Annotated in this window: 20 protein-coding genes; 8 read left to right on the top strand and 12 right to left on the bottom strand. The window is 64.8% G+C overall.

All coding sequences use genetic code 11. The features are described from left to right. Positions 1 to 29: 29 nt before the first annotated feature. Positions 30 to 575, bottom strand: a complete 546-nt coding sequence (locus EJB06_RS10955) for an FKBP-type peptidyl-prolyl cis-trans isomerase (RefSeq protein WP_126074062.1) — start codon at positions 573 to 575, stop codon at positions 30 to 32. 79 nt (positions 576 to 654) lie between these two features. On the opposite strand from EJB06_RS10955, the gene EJB06_RS10950 reads away from it, so the two are divergent. The 3 genes from EJB06_RS10950 (at position 655) to EJB06_RS10940 (ending at position 2,878) form a co-directional block, all read left to right on the top strand. Next, positions 655 to 1,776 (top strand): cupin domain-containing protein, encoded by a 1,122-nt coding sequence (locus tag EJB06_RS10950; protein ID WP_126074061.1) that lies wholly within the window; start codon positions 655 to 657, stop codon positions 1,774 to 1,776. Positions 1,777 to 1,802: 26 nt separating this feature from the next. Continuing rightward, positions 1,803 to 2,282, top strand: coding sequence for a DUF7931 domain-containing protein (locus tag EJB06_RS10945; protein ID WP_126074060.1), 480 nt, complete (start codon positions 1,803 to 1,805; stop codon positions 2,280 to 2,282). Positions 2,283 to 2,599: 317 nt separating this feature from the next. Next, positions 2,600 to 2,878 (top strand): hypothetical protein, encoded by a 279-nt coding sequence (locus EJB06_RS10940; protein WP_126074059.1) that lies wholly within the window; start codon positions 2,600 to 2,602, stop codon positions 2,876 to 2,878. A gap of 154 nt (positions 2,879 to 3,032) precedes the next feature. On the opposite strand, the gene bamC is transcribed toward EJB06_RS10940, so the two are convergent. The 11 genes from bamC to EJB06_RS10885 form a co-directional block, all read right to left on the bottom strand. Next, complete coding sequence (gene bamC, locus EJB06_RS10935) at positions 3,033 to 4,202, bottom strand: NlpB/DapX family lipoprotein (protein ID WP_229427024.1); 1,170 nt, start codon at positions 4,200 to 4,202, stop codon at positions 3,033 to 3,035. 60 nt (positions 4,203 to 4,262) lie between these two features. Then, on the bottom strand, positions 4,263 to 5,147 hold the full coding sequence (dapA, locus tag EJB06_RS10930; protein ID WP_126074058.1) for a 4-hydroxy-tetrahydrodipicolinate synthase: 885 nt from the start codon (positions 5,145 to 5,147) through the stop codon (positions 4,263 to 4,265). Between the two features lie 71 nt (positions 5,148 to 5,218). Continuing rightward, the gene (locus EJB06_RS10925; RefSeq protein ID WP_126074057.1) at positions 5,219 to 5,797 is read right to left on the bottom strand and encodes a class I SAM-dependent methyltransferase; all 579 of its coding nucleotides are present in this window, start codon (positions 5,795 to 5,797) and stop codon (positions 5,219 to 5,221) included. 80 nt (positions 5,798 to 5,877) lie between these two features. Then, positions 5,878 to 6,654 (bottom strand): site-2 protease family protein, encoded by a 777-nt coding sequence (locus tag EJB06_RS10920; protein ID WP_198420810.1) that lies wholly within the window; start codon positions 6,652 to 6,654, stop codon positions 5,878 to 5,880. A 54-nt stretch (positions 6,655 to 6,708) separates the two neighbouring features. Further along, positions 6,709 to 7,344 (bottom strand): L-threonylcarbamoyladenylate synthase, encoded by a 636-nt coding sequence (locus EJB06_RS10915; RefSeq protein ID WP_126074056.1) that lies wholly within the window; start codon positions 7,342 to 7,344, stop codon positions 6,709 to 6,711. Next, entirely contained in the window at positions 7,341 to 8,222 is an 882-nt protein-coding gene (htpX, locus tag EJB06_RS10910; RefSeq protein WP_126074055.1) for a protease HtpX, read from the bottom strand. The genes EJB06_RS10915 and htpX overlap by 4 nt, the downstream gene beginning before the upstream one ends. Positions 8,223 to 8,380: 158 nt before the next feature. Next, positions 8,381 to 9,214: a 3',5'-nucleoside bisphosphate phosphatase gene (locus tag EJB06_RS10905; RefSeq protein WP_126074054.1), complete on the bottom strand. Its 834-nt coding sequence runs from the start codon at positions 9,212 to 9,214 to the stop codon at positions 8,381 to 8,383. A 99-nt stretch (positions 9,215 to 9,313) separates the two neighbouring features. Further along, positions 9,314 to 10,189, bottom strand: a complete 876-nt coding sequence (locus tag EJB06_RS10900) for an alpha/beta fold hydrolase (protein ID WP_126074053.1) — start codon at positions 10,187 to 10,189, stop codon at positions 9,314 to 9,316. An 84-nt stretch (positions 10,190 to 10,273) separates the two neighbouring features. Beyond that, positions 10,274 to 10,708 (bottom strand): RidA family protein, encoded by a 435-nt coding sequence (locus EJB06_RS10895; protein ID WP_126074052.1) that lies wholly within the window; start codon positions 10,706 to 10,708, stop codon positions 10,274 to 10,276. A gap of 409 nt (positions 10,709 to 11,117) precedes the next feature. Continuing rightward, positions 11,118 to 11,861 (bottom strand): phosphoribosyltransferase, encoded by a 744-nt coding sequence (locus EJB06_RS10890; RefSeq protein ID WP_229427023.1) that lies wholly within the window; start codon positions 11,859 to 11,861, stop codon positions 11,118 to 11,120. 92 nt (positions 11,862 to 11,953) lie between these two features. Continuing rightward, positions 11,954 to 13,105: a hypothetical protein gene (locus EJB06_RS10885; RefSeq protein WP_164557888.1), complete on the bottom strand. Its 1,152-nt coding sequence runs from the start codon at positions 13,103 to 13,105 to the stop codon at positions 11,954 to 11,956. Between the two features lie 188 nt (positions 13,106 to 13,293). On the opposite strand from EJB06_RS10885, the gene EJB06_RS10880 reads away from it, so the two are divergent. The 5 genes from EJB06_RS10880 to EJB06_RS10860 all read left to right on the top strand — a co-directional run bounded on the left by EJB06_RS10880 (position 13,294) and on the right by EJB06_RS10860 (position 16,380). Beyond that, entirely contained in the window at positions 13,294 to 13,818 is a 525-nt protein-coding gene (locus EJB06_RS10880) for a gamma carbonic anhydrase family protein (protein WP_126074050.1), read from the top strand. Between the two features lie 3 nt (positions 13,819 to 13,821). Further along, complete coding sequence (hslO, locus tag EJB06_RS10875) at positions 13,822 to 14,778, top strand: Hsp33 family molecular chaperone HslO (RefSeq protein WP_126074049.1); 957 nt, start codon at positions 13,822 to 13,824, stop codon at positions 14,776 to 14,778. Position 14,779: 1 nt separating this feature from the next. Beyond that, on the top strand, positions 14,780 to 15,223 hold the full coding sequence (locus tag EJB06_RS10870; RefSeq protein WP_198420809.1) for an acyl-CoA thioesterase: 444 nt from the start codon (positions 14,780 to 14,782) through the stop codon (positions 15,221 to 15,223). Continuing rightward, complete coding sequence (locus EJB06_RS10865; RefSeq protein WP_229427022.1) at positions 15,220 to 15,753, top strand: GNAT family N-acetyltransferase; 534 nt, start codon at positions 15,220 to 15,222, stop codon at positions 15,751 to 15,753. Before EJB06_RS10870 ends, EJB06_RS10865 begins: the two co-directional genes overlap by 4 nt. A gap of 111 nt (positions 15,754 to 15,864) precedes the next feature. Further along, entirely contained in the window at positions 15,865 to 16,380 is a 516-nt protein-coding gene (locus EJB06_RS10860) for a putative metalloprotease CJM1_0395 family protein (RefSeq protein WP_126074048.1), read from the top strand. Positions 16,381 to 16,383: the final 3 nt, after the last annotated feature.

Below are 16,383 nucleotides of genomic sequence, written 5' to 3'. Positions count from 1 at the left end.
GGCGCCAGCCCGTCCCGCATCGGGGCGCATCAATGCACCGGGTGGCTGCGGAAGTGGTCGCCCTCTTCGCCGTCATCTTCGTCGTCATGGTCGTGGTGGCCATGCGGGCCGTGCACGTGGCCGTGCGCGATTTCCACGTCGAGCGCTTCGCGCACGTCGGTTACTTCCAGTTCGAAGCGCAGCGCGATGCCGGCCAGCGGGTGATTGCCGTCGAGGACAACCTTGTCGTCGGCGATGTCGGTGACGGTGAAGATCATGGTTTCTTCATCGCTGTCCGGGCCGTCCGGCATGCCTTCGAACTGCATGCCGACTTCGAGCGGCTCGGGCAGGCGCTCGCGCGCTTCGACCTTGACCAGGGCCGGGTCGTAGTCGCCGAAGGCGTCGTCCGGTTCGATCTGCAGGACGCAGGCGTAGCCGGTTTCCTTGCCATCGAGTTCTTCTTCGATTTTCGGCAGCGTATTTTCATAGCCCCCGTGAAGATAAACCATCGGCTGGCTGCCGTCTTCGATCAGATTGTTCTGCGCGTCGGACAATTTGTACTTGACCGTTACGACCGTGTTTTTGGCAATCTTCATAGTGCTTCCTTTCAGTGTGTACTGGCGGATTATACCTCCCCGCCGGCTTGCCCTGTTTCGGACTTGGTTATAATGGCGCATGAAAAAATTAACGCTCTTGGGCGATATCACGCCCGCCCAGTTTTTGCGCGATTACTGGCACAAGAAACCGCTGCTGATCCGCCAGGCCATCCCCGGCTTCAAGCCCCTGCTCAAGCTCGATGCGCTGGCCGCGCTTGCCAAGCTGAACCATGTCGAATCGCGCCTGATCACCCGGGCCGACGGCGACTGGAGCATGCAGCACGGCCCGCTGACCGACTTGCCGCCGCGTACGCAGCGCGAATGGACCATGCTGGTGCAGGGCGCCAACCTGGCCGACAAGGCCTGCGACGCGCTGCTGCGCCAGTTCCGCTTCGTGCCGGACGCGCGCCTGGACGACCTGATGATCAGCTACGCCACCGATGGCGGCGGCGTCGGACCCCACTTCGATTCCTACGATGTGTTCCTGCTCCAGGCGCACGGCAAGCGCCGCTGGCGCATCGGCCCGCAGAAGGACTTGTCGCTGGTCGAAGGCAAGCCGCTCAAGATCCTCAAGAACTTCAAGCCGCAGGAAGAATTCCTGCTCGAACCGGGCGACATGCTCTACCTGCCGCCCCACTACGCGCACGACGGCGTGGCCGAAGGCGAGTGCATGACCTACTCGATCGGCTTCCGTTCGCCGTCCTACCAGGAACTGGGCGAAGCCTTCCTGCAGTTCATGGCCGACTCGATCGACCTGCCGGGCCGCTACGCCGATCCGGACCTGGAAGTGGCCAAAAACCCGGCCGAAATCCCGCGCAACATGCTGGCCGCCATCGCCGACGAAATGAACAAGGTGCGCTTCACCGAGGAAGACGTGACCATCTTCGTCGGCGAGCACATGTCGGAGCCGAAGCACAATGTGTTCTTCACCGGCCCGGCCAAGCCGCTGACCATGGGCCGCTTCGCCGAGACCGCCGGCAAGCGCGGCGTGGCGCTCTCGCTCAAGTCGCAGATGCTGTACCGTGGCAAGCACGTCTTCATCAACGGCGAATCGTTCGCCGTGGGCCGCGCCGACAAGGCCGTGCTCGACGTGCTGGCCAACGAGCGCGCCCTGGCCGGCGCGGCCCTGGCCGGCGCTTCCGACGATGTGATGGAAGCGCTCTACACCTGGTACCAGGATGGCTGGATCGAACTCGCCTGATATTTCGCCTTGACAAGGACATTGCCATGACCGACGCCACCGCCCACAAGTTCAACTCGCACGCCGAATTCGAAGCCCACCTGCGCGACTGCCTGGGGCGGGCGCGCGTCAGCCTGACGATGTTCGATCCGGACTTTTCGGTATTCCCGCTCGGCAGCAGCGAGACCGACGCCCTGCTGCGCCAGTTCCTGGCGGGCGGCGGCGCCATGCGCCTGGCCATGCACCGCAGCGAGCACATCGAGCGTCACTACCCGCGCTTCGTGCGCCTGCTGCGCGAGTTCAATCACAGGATCGAGGTGCGCGCCACGCCCCGTTCCCTGCACCACCTCACCGATTCCTTCTGCATCGCCGACGGCATCCACATCGTGCGCCGCTTTCACAGCGACCACATGCGCGGAGAGGCCGCCTTCGATGCGCCGGCGGCGACCGAGCTCAGCCAGGAAAGATTCGGCGGCATCTGGGTCGAAGCCGTGTCAACCTTGCATCCAACCACGACTGGTTTGTAAGGGTTTGTAAGGTTGCAAACACCCCGATCAGAATATAAATCGGAGTTACAGCAAATTAGCCGATGAAATGCGAAGAAACCTGCGTTTTATCGCAATATGAATGTTGCCAGCTTGCAAAAAGCTTCCATAAAAGCATCATGGCGCTATTGCGGAGCACCAAATTTAGCTATAATATCGGGTTAGGAAGTTTCCGTTGTCTGTCAAGCACCATTACAGGTACGAAAGCTGACGTGGAATCCCTAACGAGCGATAATTACCGGTAATTATTCATCGCAACATACGTCGTCATAATTTAGTGAATTAATTAAGGAAAACCCATGAAAAAATCTTTGCTGATCGTCTCCCTGCTGGCCGTAGCCCTGGCTGCTTGCACCAAAAAAGAAGAAACCCCAGTTGCTCCAGTGACCCCAGCTGTTGAAGCTCCTGCCGCTGTTACCCCAGCACCAGCAGCTGAAGTTCCAGCAGCACCAGTAGCTGACGCTGCTAACGCTGCTGCAACCGCTGCTTCGGCTGCTTCCGTTGCTGCTGACGCTGCTGCTGCCGCTTCGGTTGCCGCTTCGGACGCTGCTTCGGCTGCTGCATCGGCTGCCAAGTAATCAGCACGATTTGAAAAAGACCGGCCTGCGGGCCGGTTTTTTTTCGCCTGGACATGTGTCCTCGGCGGGGCGCCGCAGCGGCGTACCCGCAGCCGGCGGCAAAGGACGTAAAAAAACCGGCCGAGGCCGGTTTTTTTGATGGCTGCGCCGACGCTTACTTCAGCTCGTCGCTCAGCAGTTTCAGGATCTTGGCGCCGGTCGGCGAGGTTTCCGGCTTGCCATCGTTGCTCTGCACGGTCACCTTGCTCACCGCAGCGCCGGTCTCGGCCTTGACCGCCACACGGAAGCGCTGCGCTTCCTTGGCCTTGTCCGAGGAAGCGCCGAAGCTGAACAGCTTGCTCAGGAAACCTTCCTTCTCGGCCAGCTCCGGATCGACATAGCGCACGAAATACACGCCCTGCACGCGGTCGCGGTCTTCCACCGTGAAGCCGACCCGGTCCAGCGCCAGGCCGACGCGGCGCCAGGCGCGGTCGAAACCTTCGTTGACTTCGACCGTGTCGCCCACCAGCTTGGCGTTCTGCGGCGCTTGCGGCGCCGCCGCCACGGCCGCTTCGGCCGGCTTGACGTCGGCCGCGCCGGTCAGGCGCGCCAGCAGGCGGCTCAGGAATTGCGCTTCCAGGCCCGGATCGTTGGGACGCACGGTCCAGGTGGTCGAATCCTTTTGCGAACCGACCAGCACTTCTTCCGCGCCGCGATGGCTGATGTAGATTTCGGTGCCGTTCGGGGTGCGCTCCAGGCGCGTGCGGAACTTGTCGCGCTCGCCCGTCGAGTACAGCGAATCGAAGACCTTGCCGATCGACTGGCGGATGAAGTCTTGCGGGATCTTCGAGCGGTTCTCGGCCCAGTCGGTTTCCATGGTGCCGGTGGTGGCCGACTCGCTGATGACGGTGAAGCCGGAATCGGCCCAGAACTGCTTGAGCTGCGGCCACAGTTGCTCGGGGGTCTGGTTCACCACCAGCCAGCGCTGGTCGCCGCTGCGCTCGACGCGCACCGCCTCGGTGCCTGTGGCGCCGATCGCCTGGCCGCCCGCGACCGGGGCCGCCGTCGTGCCCTTCGGCTGCTGGTAGGTCGAGGCCGAGGCCACGCCGCGCGTTTCGGGAATCGCATAGCGGTTGTCGCGCTCGAGCTGGGTCAGGTCGGGCGGCACGTCCAGCGACGCGGCCTTCTTGGCGCCACGGTAATCGAGCTTGTCCTGCTGGATCACGGAACTGATCATGCCGCAGCCGGACAGGCTGACCATCAGCGCCGACAGCATCAGGCCGCGCGTTGCCGCTGGGGAAAATGCCGTGGCCTTGGCCATGGTGAAAGTATTGCGAATAGTCATGTCGTTACTGGATGAGAAGCTGAAAGGCAGCTGATGTCTGGGATGTCCGACCCTTGCGGGTCAGGGCTGTGGAAGGACGCCGGCTTCGCGCAGTGCGCCGCGCACCGCCTCGTGGCAGTCCTGGCCGAGCGGCGCCAGGGGCAGGCGAATGCCGGCAGGCATCAGGCCCATTTCCGCCAGGGCCCATTTGACCGGCACCGGATTGGGCTCGATAAACAGTTTCTGGTGCAACGGCATGACGGTGTTGTTGATCTCGACGGCGCGCGCGATATCGCCCGCCATCGCAGCCACGCACAGCTCGTGCATCGCGCGCGGCGCCACGTTGGCCGTGACCGAAATATTGCCGGCGCCGCCACACAGCATCAGCGCGATCGCGGTCGGATCGTCGCCCGAATACACGGCGAACGATTTGTCGACGTTGCGCAGCAGTTCCAGGCCACGCCCGATGTTGCCGGTCGCATCCTTGATGCCGACGATGTTCGGAATGCGCGACAGGCGCACGATTGTCTCGTTGCTCATGTCGGCCACGGTACGGCCCGGCACGTTGTACAGGATGATCGGCAGGTCGACCGCTTCGGCGATGGCCTTGAAGTGGCGGTACATGCCTTCCTGGGTCGGACGGTTGTAGTAAGGCACCACCACCAGGGCGGCATCGGCCCCGACTTCCTTGGCAAATTCGGTCAGCTTGATCGCTTCGGCGGTCGAATTGCCGCCGGTGCCGGCGATGATCGGAATCCGCCCCTTGGTGTGCTCGACGGCCAGCTTGACCAGTTCGCAGTGTTCCTCGACGCTGACGGTGGCCGATTCGCCCGTGGTGCCCACGATGACGATGCCATCGGTGCCCTCGGCGATGTGCCAGTCGATCAGCTTGCGCAGGCCCGGATGGTCCAGACTGCCGTCTGCATGCATCGGGGTGACGATTGCTACTATGCTGCCCTTGATCATATGTAGGTAACTATGCTGGTAAATAAAAGCCTGATTGTAGCGGATCGCCCGCCCGAATGGTTCATTGTTGACTAGAATCGCGTCTCGGTCGTCCCCGCGCCCCCGTCCAGATGCGCGTCCTCCCGGGCAAATTCGGCGCCGACAGCGCACAGGCGCTGCACCATGGCCGCCTTCGGCAGGCTGGTAAATCCATCCTCGAAGGCCAGTACGCGCAGGTGATGGGCCGCCGCCTGGCGCAGCAGCTCGCCTTCGTGCAGCAGGAAGGCCGGATTGCTCGGGCGGCCGAAGGCTTCGTTTCCGCCTGCAAAAGTTTCATAGATCAGCAGGCCACCCGGCGCCAGGCTGCGCACCAGCGCCGGAATCAGCGGCCGGTGCAGGTAATTGGTGACCACGATCACGGCAAAGCGCCCGTCTTCGAAAGGCCAGGGGGCGGTGCCGTCTTCCAGGTCGAATTGCACGGTGGTGATGCCGGGGCCGGCCGCGGCGGCCAGCGCCTGCGGGTCGCGGTCGAGCGCGACGACGGGGTGGCCGAGCGCGGCCAGCAGGCGCGCGTGGCGGCCGGTGCCGCAGGCCAGGTCGAGCGCCTCGCCGCGCCTTGCCAGCGGGGCGAAGCGGGCGATCCAGGGAGAAGCGGTAGTCGAGTCAGTCATCAGGAATTCCTTTATCAAAGAGTAGCCAGGCCCGGCCAGCCATCACGGTGGCCCATTTTACGCGGTCCGGCGACATCCATTCAGCCGCGCAGCACGGCAAGCAGGACGGCGACCGGCGAGGCCACCTTGGCAAAGGCGGCGCTGGCGACCGTCATGGCCTTGAACAGGAAGCTGTCGAGCACATGCAGGCGCATCAGCAGGATGAAGGCGCCGAAGATCAGCACGTCGATCACTGCGACATCGTTCGCCAGGCGCAGCGCGCGTTTCGGCAAGGCCGCCAGCAGGCCGGCCGGCAACAGCGAGGCCAATGTGCGCCCGCCGTCCGGCGGCACCGACGGCAGCATGCGCAGCACGCGCCCGGGCAGCACGCTGGCCAGCACGTGGCTGCCGTCGAGCGGCGGGATCGGCAGCAGGTTAAACACCATCATCACGGCGTTGACCGTCACGCCGGCGCGCACCATGTCGTAAAAGAAGCGCTCGCCGACACCGGCGAACACCAGCACGATGCCGATGACGCTCCAGCCGACCCCCATGGCGAAATTGGCGGCCGGGCCGGCCAGCGCCACGAAGGCCATCTGCTTCTTGGGATTGCGCAGGCGCTCGAAGTCGACCGGCACCGGCCTGGCGTAGCCGAAGGGCAGCTGGATCAGCCAGTACAGCACCAGCGGCAACAGCACGGTGCCGAAGGGATCGATGTGGCGCAGGGGATTGATGCTCAGCCGGCCTTCGTTGGCGGCGGTGGGATCGCCGAAATACCGGGCGACGTAGCCATGCCCGACTTCATGCAGCGAAATGGCGAACAGCACCGGCACCGCGAACACGATCAGCGCCAGCAGGGTCTCGTGAGGGCTCGTCATCGCACGATGCCGGCAGGGCGCCGGCGCGGTCGCGGGCGGCGGCGCGGCAAAGCGTCAGAGCCCGAACGCGGCGGCGTCGCCGCGGCCCTGGCGCACCAGCACCACGTCGTCGCCGCTGAGGTCGATCACGGTGGTCGGCTCCAGCGAGCAGGCGCCGCCGTCGATGATCAGCTCGACCTGCTTGTCGATGCGCTCGCGGATGGTGTCGGCGTCGGTCAGCAGTTGGTCGCCCTCGCCGTCCGGGTCGGGCAGGATCAGGGTGGTGCCCAGCAGCGGCTGGCCCAGTTCTTCCAGCAGGGCCTGGGCGATGGCGTTCTCGGGCACGCGCAGGCCGATGGTCTTGCGCGACGGGTGCGACAGGCGGCGCGGCACCACCCGGGTCGCTTCCAGGATCACCGTGAACGGCCCCGGGGTGGCGGCCTTGAGCAGGCGGAACTGGCGGTTGTCGACGCGCGCATACACCGCGATTTCGGACAGGTCGCGGCACAGCAGGGTCAGGTGGTGCTTCTCGTCGATGCCGCGGATGCGGCGCAGCTTGTCAACCGCCGCCTTGTCGTCGAGGTGGCAGACCAGCGCGTAGCACGAGTCGGTCGGCAAGGCGACAATGCCGCCGGCGTGGATGATCTGGGCGGCCTGCTTGATCAGGCGCGCCTGCGGATTGTCGGGATGGATGGCGAAAAATTGGCTCATGCGGGAGGCAGGTTGTTGAGGGCGGCGATGCGTTCTTCCATCGGCGGGTGGGTCGAAAACAGCGCGCCCCAGCCCTTGCCGCTGCCGGCGATGCCGAAGGCCGACATTTGCGCCGGCAAGGCGCCCGGCGCCAGTCCGCCCAGGCGGGCCAGGGCCTGCTGCATCGGGCGCGGGCTGCCCAGCAGCCTGGCGGAGCCGGCGTCGGCGCGGAATTCGCGCTGGCGCGAGAACCAGGCCACGATGATCGAGGCCACCAGGCCGAACACCAGTTCGCAGACGAAGACGGTGGCCATGTAAGCGATGCCGGGGCCGCGGTCGTTATTGCGCAGCACCACCTTGTCGACCACGAAGCCGACCACGCGCGCGAGGAACACCACGAAGGTATTGACCACCCCCTGGATCAGGGTCAGGGTGACCATGTCGCCGTTGGCGACGTGGGCGATCTCGTGGCCCAGCACGGCTTCGACTTCGTCGCGGTCCATGTTTTCCAGCAGGCCGGTGGACACGGCCACCAGGGCGGAATTCTTGAAGGCGCCGGTGGCGAACGCGTTCGGCTCGCCATCGTAGACGGCCACGTCGGGCATGCCGATGCCGGCCCGTTCGGCCAGCTTGCGCACGGTCTCGACCAGCCACACTTCGCCGGCGCCGGAGGGATGCTCGATCACGCGCGCGCCGGTCGACCACTTGGCCATGGTTTTACTCATCAGCAAGGAAATGATGGAACCCGTAAAGCCGACCACCGCCGAAAACACCAGCAGCTGGCCGATGTTGATGCCGGACGCACTGACGCCGCGCCCGATGCCGAACACGTTCAGCACGACGGTCAGGACCAGGATCACGGCAAGGTTAGTGGCAAGGAACAGTAAAACGCGCTTCATGGCAAGCCTCCCGGCTTCGGCATTGGTGGAGATGAGAACAAGATAAGGCTGGAGCGCGACAAATACAAGAGCCGCGCCGGCCCTGGCATGGCCGGGCCGGCGCTGTTTCAGAACCGCTTAAGCCGATCAAGCCGATCAAGCCGATCGATGCCGGCCCTTCAGAACCAGTCGTGCCAGACCGGCTTGACGCTCGACGGCAGCGGCGGCAGCGCCGCGAAGTCGACGCGCGACTCGCCCGGCGCATGAAAATCGGTCCCGCGCGAAGCCAGGAAGCCGTAACGCCGCGCTTCTTCCGCATACAGCGGATACTGGTCCGGCGTATGGCTGCCGGTCACCACTTCGATCGCCGTGCCGCCGAGCTGCTTGAATTCATCGAACAGCGCACCCTGCCCGACCATGCCCAGCTTGTAGCGGCCCGGATGGGCGATCACGGCAATGCCGCCGGCGCCCTGGATCCAGCCGACCGCCTGCGCCAGGGTGGCCCAGCGGTGCGGCACGTAGCCCGGTTTGCCTTCCACCAGATATTTGCGGAACACTTCCGGGATATTGGCGCAGACCCCCGATTCGACCAGGAAGCGGGCGAAATGGGTGCGCGACATCAGGTCGGGATTGTCGACGAACTTGAGCGCGCCCTCGTAGGCGCCGGGAATGCCGGCGCGGGCCAGCTGGTCGGCCATCTCGCGCCCGCGCGCATCGCGCCCGCTGCGGGTGGCGGCCAGGCCCTGCACCAGGCCGGGATCGTTCTCGTCGATCTGCAGGCCGACGATGTGGATGGTCTGGTTGGCCCAGGTGATCGAAATTTCCACACCGGACACGAAGCGCATGCCCAGCGCGCCGGCCGCCTCGCGCGCGGCGCCCACGCCGCCGACTTCGTCGTGGTCGGTCAGGGCCCACACGTTCACCCCCGCTTTATGCGCATAGCCGGCCACGGCGGCGGGCGTCAGGACACCGTCGGACACGGTCGAGTGACAATGGAGATCTACATTCAGCATACGCAGGCAAGGCTCGGATCGGCGGCAGGGTGGAGACAGGCTTTATTGTACGCTGACTGGGCAAATGGCGCGGAGCGTGGCGGATTGGGCCGTTTCTTCCTATGCCAGGAAGGCCTCCACCATCCGCGCCAGCCGCTCCGGCTGGTCGTGATGCAGCATGTGCCCCGCATCGGCCATCATGCGCGAGGTGACGGTCTTCAGATGCCCCAGGCGGCGGTCGACTTCGGCGCGCGCTTCCTCGCGCGGCCCCATCCACTGCCACATATTGGTGTCCTCGGCTTCGACCCACAGCACCGGTGCGCTAATCGCCGACCAGCACGCCATCACCTCCTGCACCTGATAGCCGAGCGGGGTCGGCTTCTTGTGATTGGGGTCGCCCAGGATTTCCCACTCGCCGGCATCGTTCTGCGCCGACCAGTGCTGCGCCAGGAACTGCGCGCGCGCATCGTTCAGGCGCGGATTGGTCTTTTGCAGGCGCGCCGCCACCGCCGCCTGGCTCGGATAGGTGCGCAGCGAGGGCGGCTCGCGCATCTCGTCGAGCCACTTGGCATAGCGCCGCGGCGCCTTGGCCGGGTCGGACGCCGGCATGCCGAAGCCTTCCAGGTTGATCAGGCGGCGCACCCGCTCCGGCCTGGCGCCGGCGTAAATACCCACCACATTGCCGCCCATGCTGTGGCCGAGCAGGTTGACCGCCTGGCCCGGCGCGTAATGGTCGAGCAAGGCGTCGAGATCGGCCACGTAGTCGGGAAACCAGTAGGTATCCGAGTGGCTGCGTTCGGTGAGGCCGAAACCGCGCCAGTCCGGCGAGATGACGTGCCAGTCTTGCTCGAGGCAATCGACCACGAACTGGAACGAGGCCGACACGTCCATCCAGCCATGCACCATGAACAGCTTGGGCGCGCCCTCCCTGCCCCAGTGGCGCACGTGGGTGCGCAAGCCGCGCACGGTCAGGAATTCGGAACGGGATGGTTTCATGGCACACTCGGCAATAAAAAAGAACGACCGTTCGAATTATACCGGAGAATCTTTCCCGGTTTCTCGCGGCCGCTGCCGGCGGCCTCAGTCCGGGTGGATGACGGGGGCGATGGCGGTCGCTTCGATTTCGAACAGCATGCCGTCGAGCGCCAGGCGCGCTACGGGAATCAGGGTGCAGGCCGGGGCCGGACGCTCGCCCCATGCGGCGCGCATGGCCTGGCCCAGGATGGCGAGACGTTCCATGCTGTGGTCGACGATCAGCACGCTGACCTTGACCACATGGTCCAGATTGGCGTCGGCGGCGGTCAGCGCGGTTTGCAGGTTGGCGATGGCCTGCGCGACCTGGGCGGCGAAGTCGGGCGCCAGGTCGCCGGCCGCGTTCTCGCCGCCCTGCCCGGCCACGTACACCATGCGCGCCGGGGTGGGCGCGCTCACCACGTGGGTGTAGCCGTTCGGCTGCGGGTCGTACAGCCCGGGAGGGTTGATGAAGGTCAGGCCGGCCTGGTTCTTGGTGTGCATCGATGGCTCTCCGGAAAGGTGATTGCTGAAGGAATGAGGTCACTATAAAACCGCAAGTGCGCTTGAGGTCAAGTGCTCCACCAACCTTTTCTCGTTCAATCGCTGATTGTCCGCAGGCGAGCAAGTGCATCATCAACGACAAACTCGGGCGCCTTCCCCACCCGCCCAGCGGGGCGGGCATCCAGGTCAAGCGTCAGCAACTGATGACCAGCACGACGCAAGGGAGACGCGAAACCGGCATGCCGTGCAAAATCGGCGCCCTTGCGAGTGTCACCTGTTTCGATTGGCTAAGGCACGCATGACATACTCAGCAACCTGCCGCTTTGTTTCCCTCAACGATGCAATTTCTTCTGGGGTCAGCGTTCTGGGCTTGCCCGCCACCGTACCTGCAGGCAACCTGGCTACGTAGTTATCGACGTTCGACTGACGATTCTGCAAAAGCCGTTTCGATGCAATCGCGGATTCTTTCGCTTGTTGGCGTGTTGATAAGGTAACGGGTTTCGGAAGCGGTAAGGCACTCAAATCCGAAACCGAATCGGTTTCTCCACCATTCTTCGAGCTGACCATGTTTGTTCCTCAGTTCATTTAGCTGCTCAGTGCCTTGAAAAATCAAGCCAGAGTGCGCTTTACCGGTAAGCGTCACCGCACAGAGTACGCGCCCGCCCTGTCGAGACAGGTGTCCACGCAGGTTCGCGATCGTACCGCCTTGCCCGACGAAATCATCGACAATGATGTACTCGGCGGGCCTGATCTCCCCTTCAAAAAATGCCTGTTTGGCCAATCTGGCAAAGCCGCTTGCTCCGGTATGGTTAACCACGTTCGCCTGCACCACATTTTTCTCGACCTCCCAGCCTGCAATATGACCCAAAATGTCGGCAAAAACCTCCGGAATGGCGTTCACGCCGGCGCGTTCTTCCGCATGGACGCTGATCAGAATGGGCGCCGACATACTGCCGATGTCCACCATCCGTCGAATCGCTTCATCGCTTATGGTATCCATGACGAGACGCACTGCAGCCTCGGCATCCCCGGCTTTCGCCGCCATGTAAGCGACGTGCTGCTTCACAGCCGTTTCGGCCGCGTGAATGAACACCTTCGGAAACGCACTCGGCCAAGGGACACGCACTGCTCCCGGAGGCGATTGTTTTTGCACGGCATTCCTTGCACGGCCTGATATGCAGAGTTTGATCCCCGTGCAGACATCTTACCGCCACCGCGGTGGCGGTCAAGCCCCACTCGACATGCTTAATTCGTCCAGTACAAATAGCGCAGGAATCCCATCCCGGCGTCGGTCTTGCTGGCCTGCTCGGCCATCTGCGGAATGGGCGACAGCGGGTGCGCCTTGTCGATGCGCTGGCAGCTGTCGGTCGGCAGCTTGGTATGGCGGAACGCGTACACGGTACCGGCCGCCGGCGGATGCAGATACAGGCGGGCCACATTCAGGCCGCTCCCCTCGGGACAAAACGGCGCCACCAGCGCCAGCATCCCGCGCCCGCCCTGCGTGGCCGGCAACAAGGTCCGCCCCTGCCACAGCGCCGACATTTCCTTGATCATCATCCCCCAGGTCGCGAAATCGGCGGCGTCGAGCGGGACCGGGAATACACTGGCGGCCTGCTTCGGATTGCCGATCCATTCCTCATCGTCATCGGTCTCGGCCAGCACTTCCTGGCGCATCTTGCCCGACACCGCAAAGCCATTGCCGATCAAGCGGTGCGCCGTTTTCAGCAAGTCCGGCCGCGCCAGGATCAGGCCATCGAATTTGTCGGTCAGCTCGAAGGCGCGCAGATTGGTCAGCATGCCCTCGATAAAATGATGGTAGGCGAGCGACCATAAAATATCGCTCTGGTCCACCCGGATGACGGCGTCCAGATTGTATTGGCTGTCGTAATACGCCTGCTCGTTGCTCGGCGCCGTCAGGCGAAAGCCCTGTTGCCCGCGCTTGGGCAGGGCGAACAGATACTTCTCCCACAGCTTGACGGTGCCGTCGCCGTCGATGTCGCGTTCCCAGCGCGCCGGCGCCAGCCGCAATGACTTGCGCTTGCCCAGCTTGATCTGGGCCAGCAGCTTGCGCGTGGCGCCGAGTTCGGCGATGACGTAGTCGATTTCCTTCCTCACTTCGATCATGATCGCCTCCTTCGGAATGCGTTCCTTCTCCATCCGCTTCGCGCCCTCGGTGGCCCAGGTAACGACCTGGCTCACCAGCGCCGTATCGCGGCAGATGACCGCGGCGATGCGCGCATCGTCGTCCTTGGGCACGCCCCCGCGCGCCACCTCCGCGCAGGCGTCGGCGTAGCCGGCGGTGGTCGTGAAATCGGCCGCGCCGGCCGCCGGGAGCGCCAGGGCGCTGGAAACGGCCAGCGCCGCTGCCAGGCGCGCAACAGGGATCAATCGCATCATGCCTCCAAGATAATCGTGTCAGAAGAGAAAACTATCCTACGCGAAACAAACGCCTTTGCGCCGCCGGGCCTTGTGATTAGAAGAAAACGCCCAACATCCTCCCCTCGATGCGGAGGAAATGGCCATGCCGCGTCGAAACTGCCGGGGCGGCGTAAAATAGCGCCATTCCAACGCTTCCCGACACCAACATGGCCATCTACCAACTGGGCGAGCACGCGCCCGAGATTCACGAGTCCGCCTACGTCGCCGATTCGGCCAGCCTGATCGGCAAAGTCACACTGGAGGCCGGCACCTCGGTCTGGTCCGGCGCCACCCTGCGCGGCGACAACGAGCGCATCACGATCGGCGCCGGCAGCAATGTGCAGGAAGGCACGGTCATGCACACCGACATGGGCTTTCCGCTCACCATCGGCAGCAAGGTGACGATCGGCCACCAGGCCATGCTGCACGGCTGCACGGTGGGCGACGGTTCGCTGATCGGCATCCAGGCCGTGATCCTCAATGGCGCCAGGATCGGCAAGGGTTGCCTGGTCGGCGCCGGCGCACTGGTGACCGAAGGCAAAGAATTTCCGGACTACTCGCTCATCATCGGCACGCCGGCCAAAGCCGTGCGCACCCTGGGCGAGGAAGACATCGCGCGTCTCGAAGGCAGCGCCGCCAGCTACACGGCGCGCGCCCAGCTGTTCAAGACGCAACTGAAAAAGATTGGATAAACAATGACGACAGACAATAACAACGACACCCTGCAAAAATTCATCTTCGACAACGCCGCCGTGCGCGGCGAATTCGTCGAAATTTCCAGCACCTGGCGCGAGATCCAGCAGCGCCACAGCTACCCGCCGGCCGTCAAGACGGTGCTCGGCGAAATGGTCGCGGCGGCGGCCCTGCTGTCGGCCAACCTCAAGTTCAACGGCGCCATCATCATGCAGATCCACGGCGACGGGCCGGTGCGCCTGCTGGTGGTCGAATGCGATTCCGAGCTGCGCATGCGCGCCACCGCCAAGGTGGCCGAGGGCGTGAGCGTGGCCGACGACGCCAGCCTGACCGAGCTGCTCAACCCGGGCGGCAAGGCGCGCTTCGTGATCACGCTCGACCCGGCCGACAAGATGCCCGGCCAGCAGCCTTACCAGGGCATCGTGCCGCTCGACGGCGACGACATGGCGACCGTCATCGAAAACTACATGCTGCGTTCCGAGCAGCTCGACACGCGCCTGTGGCTGGCCGCCGACGACAGCGTCTCGCGCGGCCTGCTGCTGCAAAAGCTGCCGCGCCACAGCGGCAAGGACGACCAGGTCAAGCAGGTCAGCGAAGCGGACGAACTGGAAACCTGGAACCGCGCCGTCATGCTGGCTTCGACCCTGAAGCAGGAAGAACTGCTCTCGACCGACATCCAGACCCTGATGAACCGCCTGTTCTGGGAAGAGACGATCCGCGTGTTCGACCCGGCCCATCCGCAATTCCATTGCAGCTGCACGCGCGAAAAAGTCGGCAACATGCTCAAGATGCTGGGGCGCGAAGAAGTCGACGGCGCTCTCGACGAACTGGGCCAGCTGGCCATCAACTGCGACTTCTGCGGCAAGCACTACGCCTTCGACAAGGTCGACTGCGCGCAGCTGTTCGTGGGCGACACGCCGGTCGAAGTGCTGCTGCCCGCCAGCGATGTGAAGCACTGACATGCGCGACTCGCCCCGCTCCGCGTTCCCGCACTTCCTGGCCATTCCCACGCGCTGGATGGACAACGACGCCTACCAGCACGTCAACAACGTGGTCTACTACAGCTTCTTCGACACCGCCGTGAACCAGTTCCTGATCGCGCGCGGCGTGCTCGATATCCACGCCGACACGGTAGTCGGGCTGGTGGTGGACACCGGCTGCTCGTACTTCCGCTCGATCGCCTTTCCCGACACGGTGCATGTGGGGGTGCGGGTGGCCAAGCTGGGCAACTCCAGCGTGCGCTACGAGCTGGCGCTGTACCGCAACGATGAAGCGCTGCCTGCGGCGGCCGGACATTTTGTGCACGTCTACGTCGACCGCGCAAGCAACCGCTCGGTGCCCGTGCCGGACAAGGTGCGCGCGGTGCTGGCCACCATCGCCAGCACGCCGCAGGCGTGCGCATGACGGCGCCGTCCAGCCACACCATGCGCACCCTTGCGCAGGACGACGCCGACGCCCTGCTGGCGTTCGAACTGGCCAACCGCGCCTGGTTCGAACGCCATGTGGAAGCGCGCGACAGGGCCTTCTACAGCGCGCAAGGCGTGGCCCGGCATATCGCCGATTATCTGGACAGGCATGCCGCCGGCGCCTGGCATCCCTGCGTGCTGCTCGACGCCGAAGGCCGCATCGTCGGCCGCGCCAACCTGAAGGACATCGACCGCGCCGAGGGTTCGGCCGAAGTGGGCTACCGCATCGCGCACGACCAGACCGGCAAGGGCCTGGCCACCTTCGCGCTGAAAAACCTGATCGAGCTCGCGCGCGCCACCTGGCAGCTGAAGGAGCTGCGGGCCGAAATCACGCACGCCAACCAGGGCTCGGCGGCGGTGCTGCGCAAATGCGGCTTCGTGCACGCGCGCGAGCTGCCGCGCCTTGCCATGGTCGACAACAGCTGGGTCGACGGCGCCCTGTACCTGCGCGACCTGCGGCCGGCCTGACGCCCTTACGGCGCTATCGCGGGCAAGCCGGCGCGCTCGAATGCATGCACATGCTATAAATTTGCTATCATCGTTTATCGACGAACCGCACTCCCGAACACGCGCCCAACCATGAGCAGCGTCACTGTCACCGCCAGCGCCACCCCTGCCGCCCTTGCGCAGCGAGCCGCGCCCGCGCGCGCCGGCATGACACCCCAAGACCTGGCCCTGATCGACAAACTCAAGGCGCGCGACGCCGAGGTACGCCAGCACGAGCAGGCCCACCTGGCCGCCGCCGGCGGACTGGCGCTCTCCGGCGCCAGCTACACGTACCAGCGCGGGCCGAATGGCGTCAACTACGCCGTCGGCGGCGAGGTCCGGATCGATACCTCGGCCGGCAGCACGCCGCAGGAGACCATCAACCGCGCGCGCGCCATGGCCGCTGCCGCGCTGGCGCCGGCCGAGCCGTCCGGGGCCGACCGCGCCGTCGCCGCCCAGGCGGCGCAACTGGAGCAGCAGGCGCGCGCCGAACTGGCCGCCGAACAAAGCGGGCAAACGCACGATGGCGCCGACCCGCGCCGCCAGGTGCTGCAACGCGCCTACGACACGACGCCGCCGGCGCCGCCGACGCTCGACACCTTCGCCTGAAGC

The sequence above is a fragment of the Massilia atriviolacea genome (genome assembly GCF_003953935.1).
Classification (GTDB): domain Bacteria; phylum Pseudomonadota; class Gammaproteobacteria; order Burkholderiales; family Burkholderiaceae_D; genus Telluria_A; species Telluria_A atriviolacea.
This window is presented reverse-complemented; position numbering and strand designations above follow the sequence as displayed.